Here is a 21,121-nt window from a genome sequence, read left to right as displayed (position 1 = left end):
CCCACATCCGACGCGAGAAACGCCGATCTGCCGCGCTGGCTTGACTGGTTCAACCGATCAAGACCACACTCCGCACTCAACCGAACGCCTCCCCTCTCAAAGGTGAACGACCTCGTAAGAACTCACAGCTAGGCCTCCGAGGACTGCGCCCAGAGGTTGAGCGCCTTCTCCTCGGCAATGGCGTCGATGCGGGCCAGTTCCTCCGGCGTGAAGTCCAGGTTGCGCACCGCGCCGGCGCAATCCTCCACCTGTTCGGGACGCGAGGCGCCGATCAGCGCGCTGGTGATCCCGCCGCCGCGCAGCACCCAGGCCAGCGCCATCTGCGCCAGCGTCTGGCCGCGCGCCCGCGCCATCCCGTCCAGTTCGCGGACCGGGGCCAGGGCCCTTTCGACCAGCGCCGGGTCCAGCGACTTGCCCTGCGTGGCGCGGCTGCCCTGCGGAATGCCCTTCAGGTACTTGCCGGTCAGGATGCCCTGCGCCAGCGGGACGAAGGCGATCGAGCCGACGCCAAGTTCCTGAAGCGTGTCCTTCAGCCCGTCGGTCTCCACCCAGCGGTTCAGGATGTTGTAGCTGGGCTGGTGGATCACGAGCGGCGTTCCCAGCTCGTTCAGGATCGCCACCGCCTCGCGCGTGCGCTGGCTGTTGTAGCTGGAGACGCCGATATACTGCGCCCGGCCGGACCGCACGATATGGTCCAGCGCGCCCATGGTTTCCTCAAGCGGCGTGTCGGGGTCGAAGCGGTGCGAGTAGAAGATGTCGACGTAATCCAGCCCCATCCGCTTCAGCGACTGGTCGCAGGAGGCGATGAGGTATTTCCGGCTGCCCCATTCGCCATAGGGGCCGTCCCACATCAGGTAACCGGCCTTGGAGGAGATGATCAGCTCGTCCCGGTGGGAACGGAAGTCGGTGCGGAGGAGTTCGCCGAACGCCTCCTCGGCGCTGCCGGGGGGCGGGCCATAGTTGTTGGCCAGGTCGAAATGCGTGATCCCGTGGTCGAAGGCGGCGCGGCAGATCGCCTGTTTGGTCGCATGCGGCGTGTCGTGGCCGAAGTTGTGCCAGAGGCCAAGGCTGATCGCCGGAAGCTTCAGGCCGGACCTGCCGCAGCGGTTGTAGACCATGCGCTCGTATCGGTCGGCGCGGGGGGTGTAGCGGCTCATGGCGATCCTCCTGTGATCGCCAGGATTTCACGGGCAGGCCAAGGCTTCAAGTTGCGGTGGCGCGCAAAGCGGGGGATGCTGGCGGCATGAGGCATGTGCTGCGGGTCTGGGACTTCATCACGGCGGTCTGGAGCCGGGTCGGCGAGGGGCATTTCGGCCTGATCGCCGCCGGAGTGGCCTTCTACGCCATGTTCGCGGTCTTTCCCGGCCTGGGCGCGGCGGTGGCGCTCTGGGGGCTGGTGGCCGATCCCGGCGTGATCCAGGGCTATCTGACCGTGGGCGAACGCTTCCTGCCGCCGGAGGCGCGGATGCTGATCCATGACCAGGTGATGGGGCTGATCAACACCCCGCGCAGCGCGCTGCAATGGACGACGCTGCTGTCGCTCCTGATCGCGCTTTACTCGGCGCGGGCCGGGGTCTCCGCGCTGACCGCCGGTCTGCACGTCGTGCACCGGGCCAAGCCGCGCGGCTGGCTCTGGGGCTGGGCAGTGGATTTCCTGCTGACGGCGGCGCTGATCGGGGCGCTGTTCGTCGCCTTGGTGACGATCGTCGTGGTGCCGATCCTGCTCAGCTATGTGAAGCTCGGCACGTTCGAGGCCTGGCTGACCGGCGTCCTGCCCTGGGGGGCGATGTTCCTGCTGGTGCTGACCTGCCTGTCGATCCTCTATCGCTTCGGCCCCAATGTCGAGGGCGGGTTCCGCTCGCCCTGGATCAGCGTCGGCGTGCTGGTGGCGACGCTGGCCTGGGCCGGGGTGTCGCTGGGGTTCTCGATCTATCTGGCGAACTTTAACAGCTACAACGCGATCTATGGCTCGATCGGGGCGGTGATCATCCTGATGATGTGGCTGTACCTCAGCGTCTGGTCGATCCTTCTGGGCGGGGCGATCAACGCCGAGCTGGACGCCCGGCTGCGGGGACGGCGGCCGGTGATCGGAACGGACGGGCGGCTGCGCTGGGTGGAGCGGCGCGAGTAGACCCCGCGCCGCAGATCATACGAAGCGGTTCCAGAGGTTCTCCAGCCGCTCCTGCCGGCCCGAGCGGGGTTCCGGCTCCAGCCCCTCGGTGCTGACGCGGGCGGCGGCGTCCTCCAGACCGCCCTTCAGCATCGCCTGCGCCCCGGGGCTGTCCCAGCCGGCGTAACGGGCCTTGCGGGCGGCCTCCAGCTCGCCCGACTCCAGCAGCGCGGCGGCGGCTTTCAGCGCGCGGGCGCAGGTGTCCATGCCGCCGACATGGGCGAGGATCAGGTCCTCGGGGTCCAGGCTCTGCCGGCGCAGCTTGGCGTCGAAGTTGGTGCCGCCGGTGGCATAGCCGCCAGCGCGCAGGATCTCGTAGAAGGCCAGCGCCTTTTCGGCATGGTTGTTCGGGAACTGGTCGGTGTCCCAGCCGGACTGGTAGTCGTTCCGGTTCATGTCGATCGAGCCGAAGATGCCCAGGCTCGCCGCCAGTGCGATCTCGTGCTCGAAGGAATGGCCGGCAAGGATCGCGTGGCCCTGCTCGATGTTGACCCGGACCTCGCCCTCCAGACCGAAGTCCTTGAGAAAGCCGTAGACCGTGGCCACGTCATAGTCGTACTGGTGCTTCGACGGCTCCTGCGGCTTCGGTTCGATCAGGATCGTGCCCTGGAAGCCGATCCTGTGCTTGTACTCCACCACCTGTTGCAGGAAGCGCCCGGCATGGGCGCGCTCGGCCTTGAGGTCGGTGTTGAGGAGCGTCTCATAGCCCTCGCGCCCGCCCCAGAGGACGTAGTTCTGCCCGCCCAGCCGATGCGTCACATCCATGTTCGCCTTCACCGTGGCGGCGGCATAGGCATAGACGTCCGGGTCGGGGTTGGTCGCCGCGCCCGCCATCCAGCGACGGTGGCTGAACATGTTCGCCGTGCCCCAGAGGAGCTTTGCCTTGTGGCTGGCCTGCTTCTCGCCGATGTAGTCGGCAACCTCGTTCAGGTTCTTCAGGCTGTCGGCAAAGGTCGCGCCCTCCGGCCGCACATCGGCGTCGTGGAAACAGTAGAACGGCACGCCCAGGATATCGAACATCTCGAAGGCCACGTCGGCCTTGAGCCTGGCCAGCGCCATCCCGTCGCCGAACCAGGGCCGCTCGAAGGTCTGGCCGCCGAACGGGTCGCCGCCGGGCCAGGCGAAGCTGTGCCACCAGGCGACGGCGAAGCGGAGATGGTCCTCCATCCGCTTGCCCATCAGGATTTCGTCGGGGTTGTAGTGGCGGAAGGCGAATTCGTTGGTGGACGAAGGGCCTTCGTAGCGGATTTGCGGGATGCCCTTGAAGAAATCGGTCATGTCAGGTCCTTGATGGCAGCTTGGGCGGCGCGGAACCTTGCGTGGCCCGCGTCGAAGGCATCTTTCAGGCCGGGGTCCGGCTCGATCACCCGGGCGATGGGCGGCAGGCTGGCGATCTCGGCCCCCGCGCCGGTCGCCGCCATCAGCGCCAGCCGCGCGGCACCGAAAGCCCCGCCGAAGTCCCCCGCCACCGGCAGTTGCACCGGACAGTCCAGCGCCGTGGCGATGAGCCGCAGCCAGTAGTCGGAACGCGAGCCGCCGCCGACGGCCAGCAGGTTCTCCAGCCGGGTTCCGGTCGCCGCCAGCGCGTCGCGGCTGTCGCGGATGGCATAGGTCACCCCCTCCAGCACGGCGCGGGTCCCGGCCTGGCGGTCGGTCGCATGCTCCAGCCCGGTGAAGGCGCCCCGGACGGATGCCGAGTTCAAGGGCGTCCGCTCGCCGCCGAGATAGGGCAGGAACAGCGTCTTGCCGGGCGCCTGCAGCGCGCCCAGCTCTCCGGTCAGCTTCGCCGCATCGGTGCCGACCAGCCTCGCATACCAGTTGAGCGCATCGCTCGCCGCCAGGATCACCCCCATCTGGTGCCAGGTGTCCGGCAGCGCATGGCAGAAGGTATGCACGGCGGTGGCCGGATCGGGCTGATAGCCGTCGTTCGCCGCGAACAGCACGCCCGAGGTGCCGAGGCTGACGAAGGCCTCCCCCGCCCGCACCACGCCCACACCCACGCCCGAGGCCGCATTGTCGCCGCCGCCACCGGCCACGACCACGCCCTTCGGCAGGCCCCAGCGGCTGGCCAGCCCCTCGCGCAAGGTGCCCGAGACCTGCGACCCCTCCACCAGCCGGGGCATATGCCCGCGGCTCAGGCCGGTGGCGGCCAGCAATTCGTCGGACCAGTCGCGCTTGCCGGTGTCCAGCCACGAGGTCCCGGCAGCATCCGACATCTCGCCGACATGCTCTCCGGTCAGCCAGAGGCGCAGATAGTCCTTCGGCAGCAGCACCTTCGCCACCCGGTCCCGGATCGCCGGTTCATGGCGGGCGACCCAGACCAGCTTGGGCGCGGTGAAGCCCGGAAAGACGATGTTGCCGGTCAGCTGGCGGAAGCGGGGATCGGCGTCCAGCGCGGCGGCCTCGGCATGGGCGCGGGTGTCGTTCCACAGGATGCAGGGGCGCAGCACCTCGTCCGCCTTGTCCAGCAGGGTGGCGCCGTGCATGTGGCCCGAAAGCCCGATGCCCCGGACCTGTCCCAACCCCTTCGCCGCCAGCTGGTCCAGCACCGCCTCGGCCGCAGAAATCCAGTCCGAGGGGGATTGCTCGCTCCAGCCCTCATGCGGCCGCTGGACGGTCAGCGGCGCGGTCGCCTCGGCCAGCACCTTCTGGTCCGCGCCGATCAGGACGCCCTTCAGGCCCGAGGTGCCAAGATCCAGTCCGATGAACATCTTACGCCGCCATCGCCGGTTTCTTGCCCAGGATGATCATGCCCAGGATGTCCTCGTCCGTGACCTCATCGACGTTGACCGTCCCGACCAGCTGGCCGTTCTTCATCACGCTCGCCCGGTCGCACAGCTTCATCACGTTGTGGATGTCATGCTCGATCAGGAAGATGCCAAGACCCTGCGCCTTCAGCTCCTGGATCAGCTCGGCCACCATCTGCGTCTCGTGCGGGCCGAGGGCGGCGGTGGGTTCGTCCATGATCAGGATGCGCGCGTTGAAATAGACCGCCCGCGCGATGGCGACCGACTGGCGCTGGCCGCCGGAAAGGGCGGACACAGGGACGTTGAACTTGCGGAAGTTGGGGTTCAGCCGGCCCATGATCTTGCGCGTCTCCGCCTCCATCCGGGATTCGTCCACGAAGCCGAGGCCGTTCACCAGCTCGCGCCCGAGGAACAGGTTCGAGGCGGCGTCGAGGTTGTCGGCCAGGGCAAGCGTCTGGTAGATCGTCTCGATGTTCTGCGCCCGCGCATCGCGCGGATTGCGGATCTCGACCTTCTCGCCGTTGATGAAGATCTCGCCGCTGTCGGGCTGGTAGGCGCCCGAGAGGCATTTGATCAGCGTCGACTTGCCCGCGCCGTTGTGGCCCAGAAGGCCCACCACCTCGCCGGGATGAAGGTCGACGGTCACATGATCCACCGCCTTGATGCCGCCGAAGGCGATCGAGATGTCGCGCATCTCGACCAGCGGGGTTCCGGTTCTGTCTGCCATCTCTCGGCCCCCTACTTGATGCGCTTGCGGTACAGGATGTCCAGGAACACGGCGAGGACCAGGGCCACGCCGATCACGATCCGCTGGTAGGACCCGTCGCCGAAGCCGATCAGCACCATCCCGGTCTGGAGCGAGGTCAGGATCAGCGCCCCGATGATCGCGCCGTAGATCGTGCCGACGCCCCCGGCCAGCGAGGTACCGCCGACCACGGCCGCGGCGATGACGTAAAGCTCGTCCAGGTTGCCCATCGCGTTGGTGGCGCTGTTCTGCCGCGCCGCGCCGATCACGGCGGCGATCCCGGCCAGGGCCCCCATCAGGGCGAAGATCTTGACCGTCATCGCGCGGGTGTTGATGCCCGACAGCTTCGCCGCCTCCGGATTGCCGCCGATGGCGAAGACATAGCGGCCAAAGCGGGTGCGGGTCATCAGCACGGTCATGAAGATGGCCACCGCGATCATGATCAGCACCGGATAGGCGAAGCCGTGGCCGAAGCCGGCGCAGACGCCCTCATAGATCGTCGCGTTCGATTTCGCGCATTCCGGCAGCTCCTGCCCGATGCCCGCGTAGTATTTCTCGATATTGCCCTTGGGCCAGATGTAGCTGTTCACGATGGCCGTCGCGCCGATGATCACCGTGCAGACCAGGCCGATCACGAAGGTCTCGGCCCAGACCGGGCGCTGGGCGAATCCGTGCCGCTTGCGCGCGGTGCGGCCGTTCAGGAAGGCCCAGATCACGAAGACGCAGGCGATCAGGCCGAAGATCCAGCTGCCGGTCCGGCCCAGCGCCCCGAAGGATCCGCCGCCGATCAGGGCGAAGCGGTCGTCCAGCGGCGCGATGGTCTTGCCGCCCGCCACCAGGAAGGCCGCCCCGCGCCAGACGAGAAGGCCGCCCAGGGTGACGATGAAGGACGGGATGCCCGCGAAGGCGATCAGCACCCCCTGGAAGGCCCCGATCAGCGCGCCCATCGCGATGCCGAACAGGACGGTGACGATCCAGATCGCCGGATGCCCCAACCCCAGCGCGGGCGTCAGGTACTCGACCTGCAACAGCCCCATGTACATGCCCACCATGCCCATGATCGAGCCGACCGAGAGGTCGATGTTGCGGGTGATGATCACCAGCACCATCCCCGTCGCCATGATGCCGATATAGGCGGTCTGGACCGAGAGGTTCCACAGGTTGCGCGGGGTGAGAAAGCCGTTCGCCTCGGCCTGGCTGGCCCCCAGGAGCAGCGAGGGCCGGCCCAGCGCGAGGACCGAATAGGCCTCGAACGCCAGCCAGATCAGCAAGAGCGCGCCGACCATGCCCAGGAGGCGCGGGTCGATCTCGGTCGCGCGGAGAAAGCGGGCGAAGCCGCCCTCCTCGGGGCTCTGGCTCGTCGGGGAATGGGATGTGTCGGTCATGTCCTCGTCCGGCATGGGAGGAATGGGGCCGCGTGCGGCCCGGGGGAAGCTCCGGCGCCGCCCGGTGGGACGGCGCCGGAAGCCTGGGTCACTGGCAGGCGGCGACTTCGGGCAGGGCGCCCTCGCAGGCCTGCTCCTTGGTGATATGGCCGGCGTCGATCGCAAGGTTCAGCGTGTCGCGGGTGATCGGGGTCGGCGTCAGCAGGATGGCGTTCATCTCCACGCCCTTCTCGCCGCCCGAGAACTTGGTCGCCCCGGCGACCCCGTCCAGCGCCGCGCCGTCGGCCAGCGCCGAGGCGATCTCGCCCGCGGCCTTGCCCAGCTGGCGGGCGTCCTTCCAGACCGAGACGGTCTGCGTCCCGCGCGCCACCCGGTTGATCGCGGCAAGGTCGCCGTCCTGGCCGCCCAGCGGCACGTTCAGCCCCTGCGCCGCAAGGGCAGCCGCCGCGCCGCCGGCCATGCCGTCGTTCTGGCTCAGGACCGCATCCACCGCGTTGTTGTTGGCGGTCAGGATCTGCTCCATGTTCTTCTGCGCGTTCTCGGGCTTCCAGCCGTCCGAATTCGCCTCGCCCACGATCACGATCTCGCCCGAGGCCACGGCCGCGCCGATCACTTCCTCCATCCCCTGGCGCAGGAAGCCGACGTTCGGGTCGCCCGGATCGCCCTTGATGATGGCGTAATTGCCCTTGGGCACCAGCTTGAACACTTCCTCGGCGATGATGCGGCCGACGCCGACGTTGTCGAAGGTCAGATAGAAGGTGCGGTTGTCCTCGATCAGGCGGTCATAGCCGACGACCGGGATCCCTTCCGCTGCGGCCTTCTCGATCGCGGGGCCGATGGCGTCCTTGTCCCAGGCGTTGATCACCAGCGCGTCCACGCCCTGCGCGATCAGCGCGTCGATGTCGGAAAGCTGCTTTTCGGCCGAGGATTGCGCATCCGCCGAGACATATTCGTTCCCGGCCGCCTCGATGGCCGCCTTCATCGCCGCTTCGTCGATCTTCCAGCGTTCTTCCTGGAACTGCGCCCAGGAGACGCCGATCTTCTTGCCTTCCGCCAGCGCCGCCGACGAGAAGCCAGTCACCGCCAGGACGGCGGCGAGAATTGCGGTACGCATCTTCATCCTCCCTATGGATATCGGCCCGCGTGGCCGGCCCGGCGGATTCGCCTGGACGGCAAAAGGGTGGCGCGAATAATTTCAGTTGTCAAAATAAAAAATGCGCGCGCTGCCTGGTTTCGGCTCCGCCCTGATGGCGACAGGCTGTGTGCAGATAGCGGCCGAGTCGCTGCGCTTGCGAAATGGCCAAAATTTTTCGTGTCGGAGGTGGATTGTTCCCCAAGATTGCGGCACTCTGCGCAGATAGACACGCCGAGGGGCGCGACTTTATTTTGAAGGCCGAAGAAATGCTGCGGAAGAAGCTCCGGTCCGAACCGGCCGATGGACGCAAGGGGGTCGGCCCGCTGATCCCGCCCTTGGCCGAGACGCAGCGCCCCCTGCGGCAGCAGGTGTTCGAACTGGTCCGCGCCGCCGGGCTGATTCCGCGGGTGCAGGTGGCCAAGGACCTCGGCGTCAGCCCGGCCTCGGTCACCACGATCACCTCGGAACTGATCGAGGCCGGGCTGATCGAGGAGGTCGCCGCCCCGCGCGAGGGCGAGGCCGGGCGCGGCCGCCCGGCGGTGGCGCTGGGCGTGCGGGCCGGGGCCCATCGGGTGGCGGGGATGAAGCTTTCCGACCGCGAGCATACCGCCGTGCTGGTGGATTTCGCCGGCAACCTGATCGCCGACGACGTGATCCCGCGCCGCCCCGGCCCGATGTCCCTGACCGAGATCCTGGACGCGATCGAGACGCTCCTGGACCGGGTCTGCGCCAAGGCGAAGCTGACGCGGGCCGACCTTTCGGCGGTGGGCATCGGCGTGCCGGGCTTCGTCGACAGCGCCGAGGGCACGGTGCTCTGGTCCTCGGTGCTGGCCGACCGCCCGGTGCCGCTGGCCGCCGCCGCCGGGGCGCGGCTGGGCCTGCCGGTGACCATCGACAACGACGCGAACCTCGTCGCGCTGGCCGAGCTCTGGTTCGGCGCCGGGCGCGGCCTGTCGGATTTCGCCGTGGTGACCATCGAGCACGGGGTCGGCATGGGCTTTGTCATGAACCACCGCATCTATCGCGGCGCGCAGCGGCTGGGGCTGGAGCTGGGCCATACCAAGGTGCAGCTCGACGGCGCGCTCTGCCGCTGCGGCCAGCGCGGCTGTCTCGAGGCCTATGTCGCCGATTACGCGCTCGCGCGCGAGGCTTCGACCGCGCTGAACTGGGGCCACAAGGAAAGCCAGCCGATCAACGTGCTGCTGGAAAGCCTGTACGACCATGCCAAGGCCGGCAATGCGACCGCGAAGTCGATCTTCCGCCGGGCGGGGCGCTATCTCGCGGTCGGGCTGGCGAATGTGGTGAACCTGTTCGATCCGGCGCTGATCATCCTCTCGGGCGAAAGGATGCGCTACGACTATCTTTACGCCGCCGAGACGCTGGACGAAATGGACAACCTGACGATCAACACCGGCCGCCCCCGCCCGCCGATCGAGATCCACGCCTGGGGCGACCTCCTCTGGGCGCATGGCGCGGCGGCTCTGGCCCTGTCGGCGGTGAGCGAGGGGCTGCTGGCCCCGCAAGCGCGCGAGATCGCGGCGCAGTAGCCTATTGGCTGGCGTCGCCGGGGGGTTTCACACCCCCCGCGACCATTGGTGCTTGAACCAATGGCGCATCCAATGGTCGCACCCCCCGTGGAGTATTTCTCCAAGAGGAAGCACAATTTGAATCAAATGCCGCGGGTCTCGTCCTTCAGGAGGGCGGCGAGGCCTTGCGGGTAGTCGGGGTAAAGCAGGGTCACGCCGAGTTCATCCTTGATCCTGTCGTTCCTGACCCGCTTCGACTCGCCGTAGAAGGCGCGCTGCATCGCGGTCATGCTGGCCCGGTCGAAGGGCACCTCGGGCGGATCGGGCAGGCCGAGGAGGCGGGCGGCATGGCTGAGCACCTCCTCGGGCGGGCAGGGGTTGTCGTCGCAGACATTGTAGGCCGCGCCGGGGTTCGGGTGGCGGATCGAGGCCTCCAGCACCTGGGCGATGTCGGCGACATGGATGCGGCTGAAGACCTGGCCCGGCTTGACGATCCTGCGGGCGGTGCCGTCGCGCACCTTCTCGAACGGGCCGCGGCCGGGGCCGTAGATCCCGGCGAGGCGGAAGACATGCACCGGCAGGCCGGTGGCGTGCCACTGTCCCTCGGCCAGGACGCGCTGGCGGCCGCGGTCGGATTGCGGGGTGAGCGGCGTCGTCTCGTCGACCCAGCCGCCCTGGTGGTCGCCATAGACCCCGGTGGTGGAGAGGTAGCCGACCCATCCCGCGCGGGACCGCGCGATTTCCGGCGCCGCCTGCAGGAAGGGATCGCCCCCGGCATCGGGCGCGGCAGAGCAAAGGACATGCGTCGCCTCCGCCAGGGCCGGGCCAAGATCGCCGGGCCAGAGCAGGGGTTCCACCCCCTCGGTGCGAAAGGCCTCGGCCTTGGCCGGGTTGCGGGTGGTGCCGATGATGCGCCAGCCCTGCGGCAGCAGGCGGCGGGCAAGGGCGCGGGCGGAATAGCCGTGGCCAAGCGAGAGAAGCGTCGTCATGGCGCGACTATCGGGGGGGCGGCGGGCGGGCGCAAGGGGCGTCACAATCGCTTCACTTGCGCAAGGGCGGGGCATCCGGCTTATATGGCGGATCAGTTCCGGGACCGAAGATGCAGGACGATCCGATCACCGCCATGTCATGCCCCATGCCCCGGGATCACGTCGGCTTCACCGATGCCGCCGCCGCCGTGGACCTGTTGCAGCACCTCTACGACGAGGCGACGCATTTCCTGGCCGAGGGCTTCCGCAGCACCATCGGCGCGGGCCATCCCGGCCACCGCATCCGCGCCTTCTACCCCGAGATCCGGATCACCGTCACCAGCTTCGGCAAGGTCGACTCGCGCCTGTCGTTCGGCCATGTCGCCGGCCCCGGCACCTATGCCACCACGGTCACGCGGCCGGACCTGTTCCGCAACTACCTGGTCCAGCAGATCGAGCTTCTCTTGCAGAACCACGGCGTCCCGGTCGAGATCGGCCTGTCGCATACGCCGATCCCGATCCATTTCGCGGTGGCGGCGACGGTCGGCATGGCCGTGCCGCAGGACGGGGTGATGGAGTTCGCGCTGCGCGACGTGTTCGACGTGCCGGACCTTGCGACCACCAACGACGACATCGTCAACGGCACGCTGCTGCGCTATCCCGACGGCTCGGCCCCGCTGGCCCCGTTCACGGCGCAGCGGGTGGATTACAGCCTGGCGCGGCTGGCGCATTACACCGCGACCGATCCGACGCATTTCCAGAACCACGTCCTGTTCACCAACTACCAGTTCTACGTCGAGGAATTCGAGACCTTCGCCCGCGCGGCCCTTTCCGATCCGGCGCTGGGCTATACCGCCTTCGTCGCCACCGGCAACCAGGAGATCACCACTCCCGACGGCGAGATCCAGCCCGTCGCCAAGCTGCCGCAGATGCCGACCTATCACCTCAAGCGGGCGGACGGGCAGGGGATCACCCTGGTCAACATCGGGGTCGGCCCGTCGAACGCCAAGACCGCGACCGACCACATCGCCGTGCTGCGGCCGCATGCCTGGCTGATGGTCGGCCATTGCGCCGGGCTGCGCAACAGCCAGAGCCTGGGCGATTATGTCCTGGCCCATGCCTATCTGCGCGAGGATCACGTCCTGGACGACGACCTGCCGGTCTGGGTGCCGATCCCGGCCCTGGCCGAGATCCAGATCGCGCTGGAGGATGCGGTCGAGGAGGTCACCCAGCTCGAGGGCTACGAGCTGAAGCGGATCATGCGGACCGGCACCGTCGCCACCATCGACAACCGCAACTGGGAGCTGCGCGACCAGTCCGGCCCGGTGCGCCGCCTGTCGCAGTCCCGCGCGGTGGCGCTGGACATGGAAAGCGCCACGATCGCGGCCAACGGCTTTCGCTTCCGGGTGCCCTATGGCACGCTGCTCTGCGTCAGCGACAAGCCGCTGCATGGCGAGCTGAAGCTGCCGGGCATGGCCAGCGACTTCTACAAGACCCAGGTCAGCCGCCATCTGCAGATCGGGATCCGCGCGATGGAGCTGCTGCGCGAGACGCCGATCGCGCGGCTCCACAGCCGGAAATTGCGCAGCTTCGAGGAGACCGCCTTCCTCTGACGTGGTGAAAATCCCCCGAATCGTCCGAATCCGCCGTTCGGGGGTTGATTTTGGGCGGGAAACTGTGTGTCTGGGCCGTGGCCTCGTTCCGGGGATGGCGCCGGCCGCAAAGCTGGCTGCAGTCATGCCGATTACAGTGCATATAACAACGAAGGATGATCAGATGTCCAAACCGATGACCAAGACGCAACTGGTCGCTGCCGTGGCCGAGGCCATGGGCGCCGACAAGAAGACCGCCGGTTCCGCTCTGGATGCCATCGCCTCGGTCGTCGCGCGCGAAGTCGCGGCCGGTGGCGCCGTGACCCTGCCGGGTCTGGGCAAGGTGGCCTGCAAGGCCCGCCCCGAACGTCAGGTCCGCAACCCCGCCACGGGCGAGACGATGACCAAGGCCGCCGACAAGCAGGTCAAGTTCGCCATCGCCAAGGCGCTGAAGGACGTGGTGAACGGCTGAGGCTTCCCCCGGCCGGGATTTCGTGGAAGGGTCGTCCCTGGGGCGGCCCTTTTGCATCGAGAGGCGCATATGGCCAAGGTCACCGGCATCGGCGGCATCTTCTTCCGGGCGCGGGATCCCGAAGGGCTGATGGCCTGGTATCGCCAGCATCTGGGTATCACGCAGCCGGACGAAACGGTCTGGATGCAGGCGGCGGGACCGACGATCCTGTCGCCCTTTGCCGCGGGGACCGACTATTTTCCGGCCGACAGGCAGTGGATGCTGAACCTGCGCGTCGATGACCTGCCCGGCATGATCGCGCAACTGCGCGCGGCCGGGATCGCGGTCGAGACGCGGGCCGACTGGGATGGCGACGGCAGCTATGGCACCTTCGCCCGCCTGCACGATCCCGAGGGCACCCCGGTCGAGCTGTGGCAGCCGCCCGCTTGACCTTGCACGCAGGGCCGGGCACCACGCTGCGGATGGATTTCCGCGCGCTTCTCCTCGGCACCGCCTTCGCGGCGATGTGGTCATCGGCCTTCGCCACCGCGCGGGTGATCGTCGCCCATGCGCCGCCCCTGGCCGCGCTCTCGGCGCGGTTCCTGATCTCGGGCCTTCTGGCGGTGCTGGTGGCGCGGGCGCTGGGCCAGTCCTGGCGGCTGACCGGGGCGCAGGCGCGGGCGGTGGTCCTGTTCGGCCTGTGCCAGAACGCGGCCTATCTCGGGCTGAACTTCGTCGCGATGCAATGGGTCGAGGCCTCGCTGGCGGCGATCATCGCCGCCTCGATGCCGCTGATGGTCGCGGCGCTCGGCTGGATCTGGCGGGGCGAGCGGATCCCGGCGCTGGGCATCGCCGGGCTGGTGGTGGGGCTTCTGGGCGTGGGGCTGATCATGGGCACCCGGCTGACCGCGGGGGCCGATCCCATGGGCGTGGCCTTGTGCGTCGCGGGGGCGCTGGCGCTGGCGGTGGCGACGCTGACCCTGCGCGGCGCCTCGGCCGGGGGGAGCCTCCTGATGGTCGTGGGCCTGCAGATGCTGGTCGGTGCCGTCGCGCTGGGCGCGCTCTCGGCCGCGACCGAGGCGCTGGCGGTCCGCTGGTCCGCGCCCTTCCTCGCCGCCTTCGCCTACCAGATCGCCGTCCCCGGCCTGACGGCGACGCTGATCTGGTTCTCGCTCGTCCGCCGGATCGGGGCGACGCGGGCCGCCACCTTCCACTTCCTGAACCCGTTCTTCGGCGTGGCCATCGCCGCCGCCCTTCTGGGAGAGCGGATCGGCGCCCTCGATCTGCTAGGGGTCGCCGTCGCCATGGCCGGAATCCTTGCCGTCCAGCTCTCCCGCCGGGTCTAGGCCAGCGGCTTGACGAACAGGATCCACTCGCCGGCATCGACCTGCCAGTCGCCCTTGACCACCGGCCGCCGCGCGACCTCCTGGTAGCCCTTGGCGCGATACAGGCGCAGCGCGTCCCGATGCGTGTCCTCGGCGATCAGGCTGATCGTCTTGTGGCCCCGCGCGCGGGCGATCTCCTCGGCCTTCGCCAAGAGCGCGCTGCCGCAGCCCTTGCCGCGGAAGGCGTCATAGGTCGCCAGCACGTTCAGATACCAAGCGCCGGGCGCCATCGCCTCCAACTCCAGAAGCGGGACGAAGATCGGCGGGGTGTCGGGGTCGATCGGGCCGGGTTCCTCCTCGGCGGCATAGCCCAGAAGGCAGGCCGCCACCTCGCCGTCCACCTCGGCCAGCCAGGCGTTGCGGTACGAGAAATTGCCGGTCTCCCGCGCCGCCCGCTCGCTTCCATAGGCCCAGGGGTCGCCCTCCGGGCCGACCGAACGCTTCCAGAAATGCAGCGGCAGGTCGTCCGCCGCCATGTTGATGAAGCGGACCAGATGCGCGGCATCCTCGGCCCTGGCGTCACGGATCAGCATGGTTCCCCCCTTTCGGTCCGGCCCGATTGATCGGCGAAACCGGGCGGATGCGCAAGGGCGCGGCGCTTGACTTGTCGGCGCGGCCATAGGACCAAGTCCCGATGCTTGTTGGAGGGACAAAGATGAGCGACATGGTCTACCGCTTCCCCGCGCCGGGGCCGGAGCCGATGGTCACCGATCTCGAGGGCTGGACCAAGATCGAGGGCAACCCGACGATGCGGACCTGGGTGCAGCACAGCTCGCTCGACGGCAGCGTGATCTCCGGCACCTGGGCGGCGACGACGGGCACCTGGCACACGGTCTACAAGTTCTACGAATTCGTCCACCTGATCGAGGGCCAGATCACCATCACCCCCGAGGGCGGCGAACCCGTCACCCTGCGGCCGGGCGACGGCTTCGTGGTCGAGCCGGGCTTCAAGGGCACCTGGAAGATCGAGGCGCCGGTGAAGAAGCACTTCTGCATCAAGCTGAAATAACCCGGCAGGGCGCTGGTCAGGCCAGCGCCCCCGGATCGCCGCCAGGGTCCGTGCGTCGGTCGAAGGACCCGGTCATGCCGCCTCGCCGAAGGCCAGGCTGGTCATGCCGATCGAGCCCCAGGAGAAGCTGCGGTGCAGCGCCCGGCCCTTGCCGCCGCCCGCGCCCATGGCGACGAACAGCGGCATGAAATGCTCGGGCGTCGGATGCGCGGTGCGGGCGCCCTCCATCGCCATCGGGAATTGCAGCAGCGCCGCCGTATCCCCGGCTTCGACCGCCGCGACGACGCGGTCGTCGAAATCGCGCGCCCAGTCGGGGGCCGGCGTCCCCTCCCGCGCGATGGCGCGCAGGTTGTGGACCGTTGCGCCCGAGCCGAGGATCAGCACGCCCTTGTCCCGCAGGGGCGCCAGCGCGTGGCCAAGCGCCAGATGCTCGGTCGCCGAACCGCCCCGGCGCAGCGAAAGCTGGATCACCGGCACCTCCGCCTTGGGGAAGGCCAGCAGCAGCGGGATCCAGACCCCGTGGTCATAGCCGCGCCGGGGATCGGCCTCATGCGCGATCCCCGCCGCCTCCAGCGCGGCCGCGACCTCGGCGATCACCGCCCTGTCGGTGCGGGCGGGGTAGGTCAGGCTGAACAGCCGGTCGTCGAAGCCGCCGAAGTCATGGATCGTTTCCGGCGTGGCGGCGGTGCCGATGGTCGGGCGCGCGGCCTCCCAATGGGCCGAGACGACGAGGATCGCGCGCAATCCGGGGAAGGAAGCGCCGAGGCTTTCGGTGAAGGCACGGGCCGGAGTGTCCGAATAGGGCAGGTCGGGCGCGCCATGGCCGATGAACAGGCTGGGCAGGGTCATTGCACGGACTCCAGAAGGGCGGTCACATGGGCCGGGCCGGCGGGCACGATGCCCGATGGGTTCAGCGCCTTGATCGAGTAGTAACCGACCTTGATATGGCTGAGGTTGACGGTTTCGGCGACACCCGGCAGGCGCAGGATGCGCTCCATATAGGCCTGCAGGCGCGGATAATCGGCGATCCGGCGCAGGTTGGTCTTGAAGAGGCCGTGATAGGCCGCGTCGAAGCGGATCAGCGTGACGAAAAGGCGGATGTCGGCTTCGGTCAGCCGGTCGAAGAGGTAGTCCCCGCTCAACCGCTCTTCCAGCCAGTCCAGCGTGGCGAAGACCTGGCTCACCGCCTCGTCATAGGCTCCTTGGGTCGAGGCGAAACCGGCCTTGTAGACGCCGTTGTTCAGCCCGTCATAGATCCGCGGGTTGATCGCGTCGATCTCGGCCGCCAGATCCTCGGGGTAAAGCTCGGCCTTGCCGGGCACGAGGTCGGCGAAACCCTTGTCGAACATCCGCAGGATGTCGGCGCTTTCGTTGCTGACCATCGTGTCGGTCTTCGTGTCCCACAGCACGGGAACCGTGGCGCGGCCGGTGAAATCGGCATCCGCATGGCTGTAGAGCTGGTGCATATGGGCAAAGCCGTGCAGCGGATCGGCATCCGATCCGGGGAAGCCGCCGAAGGCCCAGCCCTGCCCGGTCAGCACCGGGTTGACCACCGTGACCGGGATCAGGTCCTCCAGCCCCTTCAGCTTCCGCGCGATCAGCGTGCGCGAGGCCCAGGGGCAGATCAGCGCGACGAACAGACGGTAGCGCCCGGCCTCGGCCTTGAACCCGCCGATCCCGGTCGGTCCGGGGCTGCCGTCGGCGGTGATCCAGTTGCGGAAGGACGAGACCTGGCGCAGGAAACGGCCCTTGTCGTCCTTGGCCTGCACGGGCTGCCAGTCGCTGGTCCATTTGCCGTTCACAAGCATGGTCTGTCCTTTCGCGTGAGAGACGCCGGGCCATGTCGGCCCGGCGCGAGGGGATCGGGCTCAGGCCCGGGCGGCGGCGAGGCGCGGCTCGCGGCTGGTCGGCGAGAGCGCCAGCGCGCCGTCACCCAGCGCGGCCAGCGCCGCCTGCACCACGGCCCACATCAGCGGGTATTCGTAGCCGCCATTCGGGTTGGACCAGTTGAAGCCGGAAGCGCCGTGGCCGAAATACGCGGCCCCCAGAAGGACCGGCACAAGCGCCAGCGACACCAGCCGCGCCTTGATGCCCAGGATCAGCGCCAGGCCGCCGCCGACTTCGGCGAGAATGGTCAGATAGGCCAGCGCGCCGGGCAGGCCGATGCTCTCGAAAAAGCCGACGGTGCCGGCGGGGGTGAAGACGAACACCTTCACCAGGCCGTGGAACAGGAACAGCGCGCCGGTCGTCACGCGCAGGGCGAGGATGGCATAGGGGGCGGTCTTGGGATCGATCATGTCGGGTCTCCTTGGGGGGTCAACGTCTGATGCCGCCAATATGCGCTCCGGATGCTCTGGCGAAAATGGCGAAGGCATGGTATGACTTTCCCCATCATGTTCTGAATGGGGAAGGAATGGACCTGGTCGACGGTCTGCGCGTGCTGGTCGCCTCGGTCGAGACCGGCTCCTTCTCCGGCGCGGCGGGGCGGCTGGGGATCTCGCCCAAGCTCGCCTCGAAATACCTGGCCGAGCTCGAGGCCCGGCTCGGCACCCGGCTCCTCCACCGCACCACCCGCAGGCTTGGCCTGACCGCGGCCGGCGAGCAGCTGATGACCCAGCTGCCCGACTGGCTGGACCAGCTGGACGAGATGACCGGCGCCCTGCGCGAGGCGCGGCGCGGTCTTTCCGGCACGCTGCGCGTCTCGGCCCCGGTCACCTATGGCGAGATGCGGATCGGCCCCCTCCTGCGCGACTTCCGCGCCCCGCACCCGGACCTGGTGATCGACCTGCGGCTCTCCGACCGTTTCGTCGACCTCGCGGCCGAGGGGATCGACCTCGCCATCCGCATCGGCCGTCTGGACGATTCCGCGCTGGTGGCGCGCAAGCTGGGGGTGATCCGCCTCCTCGTGGTGGCCGCGCCCGCCTATCTGGCGCAGCACGGCCAGCCCGCCCAGGCCGCCGACCTGACCCGCCACCTCTGCCTGCGCGACACCAACATGCGCGGCGATGGCGCCTGGCCGCTCACCGAAGCCGGGCAGCTGCATCGCATCGCGGTCAGCGGGAATTTCCTGGCCAACAGCGCCCGCCTGACCCGCGACCTGGCCGTCCAGGGCGAGGGGATCGCCATCTGCCCCGACTATGTGGTGCTGGACGACCTGGCCCGGGGCCGCCTCGTCCATGTCCTGCCGCAGGCCAGCGGTCCGGTCCTCGACATCCACGCCGTCCACCTCGGCCAGCGCCGCCTTGCCCGCCGGACCCGGGCGCTGGTCGACCACCTCGCCGGCGCGCTCGGCTCAGCCCCGTAGCAGAGGCGCCAGGCCGAAGACCTCGGCCGCCGACCGCCCCTCGGCCAGGCCCCGGATCCAGCCCGCCTCCCGCGCCAGCCTGGCCTCGGCATCGCCGATCCGGGCGCGGACCACCTGCGGCGACAGGGCGACCAGCCCGTCGTCGTCGCCGATCACCAGATCGCCCGGCCGCACCAGCGTGCCCCCGATCACCACGGGCGCATTGACCGCCCCGCGTTCGGCCCCGCTTGGCCCGCGCGGCGTGATCCAGCGCGCGAAGACCGGGAAATCCTCCCAGCTGCCCAGCGTGCCTGTGTCCCGCACCGCCCCGTCGCAGACCAGCCCCGCCACGCCCTTCCGCCGCAGATGGCCCGAGAGGATATCCCCGATCATCGCCGTCTCAGGGTGCCCGCCCGCGTCGATCACCAGCACTTCGCCCGCGCGGATCACGTCCAGCGCCTGCAGCACCGCGCCGAAGTCCGGCGGCTCGCAGCGCACCGTCACGGCCTGGCCGAACAGCCTTGGCTGCTGCCCCGCCGGCCGCAGGGGGCGCAGCGCCGGGTCGATCTGCCCGACGTCCCGGCCCAGATCGACCGCCACCGCCACCGGGATACCGCCCCAGCGGTCGATCTCCGCCGGCGTCAGGTCGGGCGAGACCGGGTGCAGGGTCACGGACATGGCAGGCTACCTCGGATGGGATTTCAACGCCTCGCCCAGGGCCTTGATCCCCTCGCGGATCTTCGCCTCGGGCTGGGCCGAGAAGTTCAGCCGCGCATGGTTCGGGCGCGGGGTCAGCGGAAAGAACGTGGCGCCCGGCACATAGGCGACGCGGGCCCTTGGCAGGGCAACCTCGCGCATGAAGGCGGTCGCGTCGAAGCCTTCGGGAAAGCGCAGCCAGGTGAACAGCCCGCCCTCGGGATCGGTCGCGCCGATCTCCTGCGGGAAATGCCGGCGGATCGCGTCCAGCATCACCTCTTTCTTCGCCGCATAGGCCCGGCGCAGCCCCGCGACATGCGCGGCAAGGTCGTAGCGGTCCAGATAAAGGCTCGCCACCGCCATGTTCAGGGTCGAGGTCTGGGTATCCGCCGCCACCTTCAGCAGGCCCATCCGCGCCAGCAGCGCGGGCGCGGCGACGGCCCAGCCCAGCCGCAGGCCCGGCACCAGCACCTTGGAGAAGCTGCCCAGATGGATCACCCGCCCCTCGCTGTCCAGCGACTTCAGCGTCGGCAGGCTTTCCCCGGCAAAGCGGATCTGGCGATAGGGCGTGTCCTCGATCACCACCAGGTCATGCGCATTGGCCAGCCGGATCAGCTCATGCCGCCGGGCCAGCGACAGCGTGACCCCGGTCGGGTTCTGGAAATCCGGCACGGTATACAGCATCCGCGCCTGTGGGTTTGCCGCCAGCACTTCGGCCAGAAGATCGGTCTGCATCCCCTCGGCATCCACCGGGACCACGGCAAAGCGCGGCTGGCTGGGCTGGAAGGCGATCAGTGCGCCCAGGAAGGTAGGGTCCTCGGTCACGATCACCTCGCCCGGATCGACCAGCATCCGCGCCGCGAAATCCAGCCCCTGCTGCGAGCCTTGCAGCACCAGCACATCCTCGGCCGTGCAGGCCACGCCATCCGCCTGCATCAGCCCGGCGATCTGCTGGCGCAACCGCGGCAGGCCGTTCGAGGGCGCGTATTGCATTGCCTGCCCGCCCGGCGCGCGGATCACCTCGCGGAAACAGGCTTCCAGTTCCTCGGCCGGGAACAGGGTGGCATCCGGATAACCGCCGCCGAACGAGATGATCGACGGATCGGCCCCCAGCGCCAGCAGCTCGCCGATGGCCGAGGGGCGGACTTCCGCCATGCGTTGTGCGAATCTCGGGGTCATGGTTCAGGCCCCCAGCACCTGATGCGCCGCCGCGTCCGAGCGCAGCATGTCCTCCAGCGTCAGCGATTCGATGATCACCAGATAGGACCAGAACATTTCGGCAAAGACCTTGCGGATGCGGCAGCTCGCCTCGTCGGCGCAATCCTCGCAGCGTTGGTAGGCCCGACGCGAAAGGCAGGGCAGCGGCGCGATCGGCCCGTCGATCATCCGCAGCAGTTCCGAGATCGAGACATCCGAGGGTTTCTTGATCAGGCTGTAGCCGCCCGCGCGCCCCCGGACCGAGGCGATCACCCCGGCATTGCGCACCTCGAGCAGGATATGCTCCAGAAACCGCTTCGGCGTGCCCGAGCGGCGGGCGATCTCCTCGATGGTCAAGGGCTCGGGCTGGCCCTTCGCCGCCTCGTCGCCCAGCACCAGAAGCGCCTTCAGTGCATATTTCATCTTCTGCGTGATCATGGCGGGAAGCTACGCCCGGCCTATCGGGGAAACAAGGTCGCGATTGCCAGGGGGCGACGCCGGGGAAAGGCGATTCGGTGTCTCCCTCCTGCGTGGTTAACGCCCGCCGCCGCCAGACAGCCGCCATACGCGTGCCAGACGTCTTGCAGACAGAAGGCAGACCAAGATAGTTCTGGTACATCAACGGTTTAACGCGGCGTTCCCTGCCCGCGGCCGCCTCACGCCCTCCACCGCGCCGCCACGGCCCTTGCACCCGTCCCGCATTCCCTTATGGTCCGCCGCACCTCGGGGTGCCCTCACCGGCTGAGATGCGAGCTTCGCGAACCCGTCGAACCTGAACCGGATCATACCGGCGGAGGGAAGGTGAATGGGTTCTCCATCCCCGACCAATCCG

23 protein-coding genes and 1 riboswitch are annotated in these 21,121 nt (G+C 68.7%); of the genes, 9 read left to right on the top strand and 14 right to left on the bottom strand.

The genetic code is table 11. The features are described 5' to 3' along the window. Nucleotides 1-132, top strand: a 132-nt coding sequence (locus tag I7S92_RS23465) for an integrase core domain-containing protein (RefSeq protein ID WP_197641424.1), incomplete at its 5' end; no start/stop codon positions are given. On the opposite strand, the gene mgrA is transcribed toward I7S92_RS23465, so the two are convergent. After that, nucleotides 129-1,157 (bottom strand): L-glyceraldehyde 3-phosphate reductase, encoded by a 1,029-nt coding sequence (gene mgrA, locus I7S92_RS09495; RefSeq protein ID WP_197643286.1) that lies wholly within the window; start codon nt 1,155-1,157, stop codon nt 129-131. The two genes, I7S92_RS23465 and mgrA, sit on opposite strands and share 4 nt — an antisense overlap. An 86-nt stretch (nt 1,158-1,243) precedes the next feature. On the opposite strand from mgrA, the gene I7S92_RS09490 reads away from it, so the two are divergent. Further along, the gene (locus I7S92_RS09490; RefSeq protein ID WP_197643284.1) at nt 1,244-2,131 is read left to right on the top strand and encodes a YihY/virulence factor BrkB family protein; all 888 of its coding nucleotides are present in this window, start codon (nt 1,244-1,246) and stop codon (nt 2,129-2,131) included. Nucleotides 2,132-2,146: 15 nt separating this feature from the next. Here the strand turns inward: I7S92_RS09490 and xylA are convergent, their stop codons facing one another. The 5 genes from xylA to I7S92_RS09465 all read right to left on the bottom strand — a co-directional run bounded on the left by xylA (nt 2,147) and on the right by I7S92_RS09465 (nt 8,161). Further along, the gene (xylA, locus tag I7S92_RS09485) at nt 2,147-3,448 is read right to left on the bottom strand and encodes a xylose isomerase (protein ID WP_197643282.1); all 1,302 of its coding nucleotides are present in this window, start codon (nt 3,446-3,448) and stop codon (nt 2,147-2,149) included. After that, on the bottom strand, nt 3,445-4,881 hold the full coding sequence (gene xylB, locus I7S92_RS09480; RefSeq protein WP_197643280.1) for a xylulokinase: 1,437 nt from the start codon (nt 4,879-4,881) through the stop codon (nt 3,445-3,447). The genes xylA and xylB overlap by 4 nt, the downstream gene beginning before the upstream one ends. A gap of 1 nt (nt 4,882) precedes the next feature. Then, on the bottom strand, nt 4,883-5,644 hold the full coding sequence (locus I7S92_RS09475) for an ATP-binding cassette domain-containing protein (RefSeq protein ID WP_197643279.1): 762 nt from the start codon (nt 5,642-5,644) through the stop codon (nt 4,883-4,885). Nucleotides 5,645-5,655: 11 nt separating this feature from the next. Further along, nucleotides 5,656-7,047, bottom strand: coding sequence for a sugar ABC transporter permease (locus tag I7S92_RS09470; RefSeq protein WP_197643277.1), 1,392 nt, complete (start codon nt 7,045-7,047; stop codon nt 5,656-5,658). 88 nt (nt 7,048-7,135) lie between these two features. After that, on the bottom strand, nt 7,136-8,161 hold the full coding sequence (locus I7S92_RS09465; protein ID WP_197643276.1) for a substrate-binding domain-containing protein: 1,026 nt from the start codon (nt 8,159-8,161) through the stop codon (nt 7,136-7,138). A gap of 287 nt (nt 8,162-8,448) precedes the next feature. On the opposite strand from I7S92_RS09465, the gene I7S92_RS09460 reads away from it, so the two are divergent. Further along, on the top strand, nt 8,449-9,729 hold the full coding sequence (locus I7S92_RS09460) for an ROK family transcriptional regulator (protein WP_386259659.1): 1,281 nt from the start codon (nt 8,449-8,451) through the stop codon (nt 9,727-9,729). 122 nt (nt 9,730-9,851) lie between these two features. On the opposite strand, the gene I7S92_RS09455 is transcribed toward I7S92_RS09460, so the two are convergent. Further along, a complete protein-coding gene (locus tag I7S92_RS09455; RefSeq protein ID WP_197643275.1) occupies nt 9,852-10,697 on the bottom strand; it encodes an SDR family oxidoreductase in 846 nt (281 codons plus the stop codon). A 146-nt stretch (nt 10,698-10,843) separates the two neighbouring features. On the opposite strand from I7S92_RS09455, the gene I7S92_RS09450 reads away from it, so the two are divergent. The 4 genes from I7S92_RS09450 to I7S92_RS09435 all read left to right on the top strand — a co-directional run bounded on the left by I7S92_RS09450 (nt 10,844) and on the right by I7S92_RS09435 (nt 14,065). Next, nucleotides 10,844-12,289 carry an AMP nucleosidase gene (locus I7S92_RS09450; RefSeq protein WP_386003744.1) on the top strand — a complete coding sequence of 482 codons (1,446 nt, stop codon included), beginning with the start codon at nt 10,844-10,846 and terminating at the stop codon, nt 12,287-12,289. Between the two features lie 163 nt (nt 12,290-12,452). After that, entirely contained in the window at nt 12,453-12,740 is a 288-nt protein-coding gene (locus I7S92_RS09445; protein WP_197643273.1) for an HU family DNA-binding protein, read from the top strand. A 69-nt stretch (nt 12,741-12,809) separates the two neighbouring features. After that, nucleotides 12,810-13,169, top strand: a complete 360-nt coding sequence (locus tag I7S92_RS09440; protein ID WP_197643272.1) for a VOC family protein — start codon at nt 12,810-12,812, stop codon at nt 13,167-13,169. A gap of 32 nt (nt 13,170-13,201) precedes the next feature. After that, the gene (locus tag I7S92_RS09435; RefSeq protein WP_197643319.1) at nt 13,202-14,065 is read left to right on the top strand and encodes a DMT family transporter; all 864 of its coding nucleotides are present in this window, start codon (nt 13,202-13,204) and stop codon (nt 14,063-14,065) included. Here I7S92_RS09435 and I7S92_RS09430 read toward each other — a convergent pair. Then, nucleotides 14,062-14,637, bottom strand: a complete 576-nt coding sequence (locus I7S92_RS09430; RefSeq protein ID WP_197643271.1) for a GNAT family N-acetyltransferase — start codon at nt 14,635-14,637, stop codon at nt 14,062-14,064. The two genes, I7S92_RS09435 and I7S92_RS09430, sit on opposite strands and share 4 nt — an antisense overlap. Before the next feature lie 122 nt (nt 14,638-14,759). On the opposite strand from I7S92_RS09430, the gene I7S92_RS09425 reads away from it, so the two are divergent. Further along, nucleotides 14,760-15,113: a cupin domain-containing protein gene (locus tag I7S92_RS09425; RefSeq protein WP_197643270.1), complete on the top strand. Its 354-nt coding sequence runs from the start codon at nt 14,760-14,762 to the stop codon at nt 15,111-15,113. Nucleotides 15,114-15,185: 72 nt separating this feature from the next. Here I7S92_RS09425 and I7S92_RS09420 read toward each other — a convergent pair whose 3' ends face one another. Genes I7S92_RS09420 through I7S92_RS09410 form a run of 3 tightly spaced genes read right to left on the bottom strand, consistent with a single transcriptional unit; the run spans nt 15,186 to nt 17,410 of the window. Further along, complete coding sequence (locus I7S92_RS09420) at nt 15,186-15,962, bottom strand: DODA-type extradiol aromatic ring-opening family dioxygenase (protein WP_197643268.1); 777 nt, start codon at nt 15,960-15,962, stop codon at nt 15,186-15,188. Then, entirely contained in the window at nt 15,959-16,921 is a 963-nt protein-coding gene (locus tag I7S92_RS09415; protein WP_197643266.1) for a glutathione S-transferase family protein, read from the bottom strand. The genes I7S92_RS09420 and I7S92_RS09415 overlap by 4 nt, the downstream gene beginning before the upstream one ends. A gap of 60 nt (nt 16,922-16,981) precedes the next feature. Next, nucleotides 16,982-17,410, bottom strand: a complete 429-nt coding sequence (locus I7S92_RS09410) for a DoxX family protein (RefSeq protein ID WP_197643264.1) — start codon at nt 17,408-17,410, stop codon at nt 16,982-16,984. Between the two features lie 116 nt (nt 17,411-17,526). Between I7S92_RS09410 and I7S92_RS09405 the strand changes: the two genes are divergently transcribed. Then, nucleotides 17,527-18,417: a LysR family transcriptional regulator gene (locus I7S92_RS09405; protein WP_197643262.1), complete on the top strand. Its 891-nt coding sequence runs from the start codon at nt 17,527-17,529 to the stop codon at nt 18,415-18,417. Here I7S92_RS09405 and I7S92_RS09400 read toward each other — a convergent pair. Genes I7S92_RS09400 through I7S92_RS09390 form a run of 3 tightly spaced genes read right to left on the bottom strand, consistent with a single transcriptional unit; the run spans nt 18,406 to nt 20,727 of the window. Beyond that, entirely contained in the window at nt 18,406-19,074 is a 669-nt protein-coding gene (locus I7S92_RS09400; RefSeq protein WP_197643260.1) for an RraA family protein, read from the bottom strand. The two genes, I7S92_RS09405 and I7S92_RS09400, sit on opposite strands and share 12 nt — an antisense overlap. A 6-nt stretch (nt 19,075-19,080) precedes the next feature. Beyond that, nucleotides 19,081-20,271, bottom strand: coding sequence for an aminotransferase-like domain-containing protein (locus tag I7S92_RS09395; RefSeq protein ID WP_197643258.1), 1,191 nt, complete (start codon nt 20,269-20,271; stop codon nt 19,081-19,083). Between the two features lie 3 nt (nt 20,272-20,274). Then, nucleotides 20,275-20,727: an Rrf2 family transcriptional regulator gene (locus tag I7S92_RS09390; protein WP_197643256.1), complete on the bottom strand. Its 453-nt coding sequence runs from the start codon at nt 20,725-20,727 to the stop codon at nt 20,275-20,277. A 276-nt stretch (nt 20,728-21,003) separates the two neighbouring features. Then, nucleotides 21,004-21,105: riboswitch (TPP riboswitch) on the top strand. The last annotated feature ends 16 nt before the right edge of the window (nt 21,106-21,121 follow it).

Origin of the sequence: Tabrizicola soli, from assembly GCF_015999335.1 — a bacterium.
In the GTDB taxonomy this organism is placed as follows: domain Bacteria; phylum Pseudomonadota; class Alphaproteobacteria; order Rhodobacterales; family Rhodobacteraceae; genus Tabrizicola; species Tabrizicola soli.
Note: the sequence above shows the minus strand (reverse complement) of the source record. Positions and strands in the feature narration are given on the sequence as shown.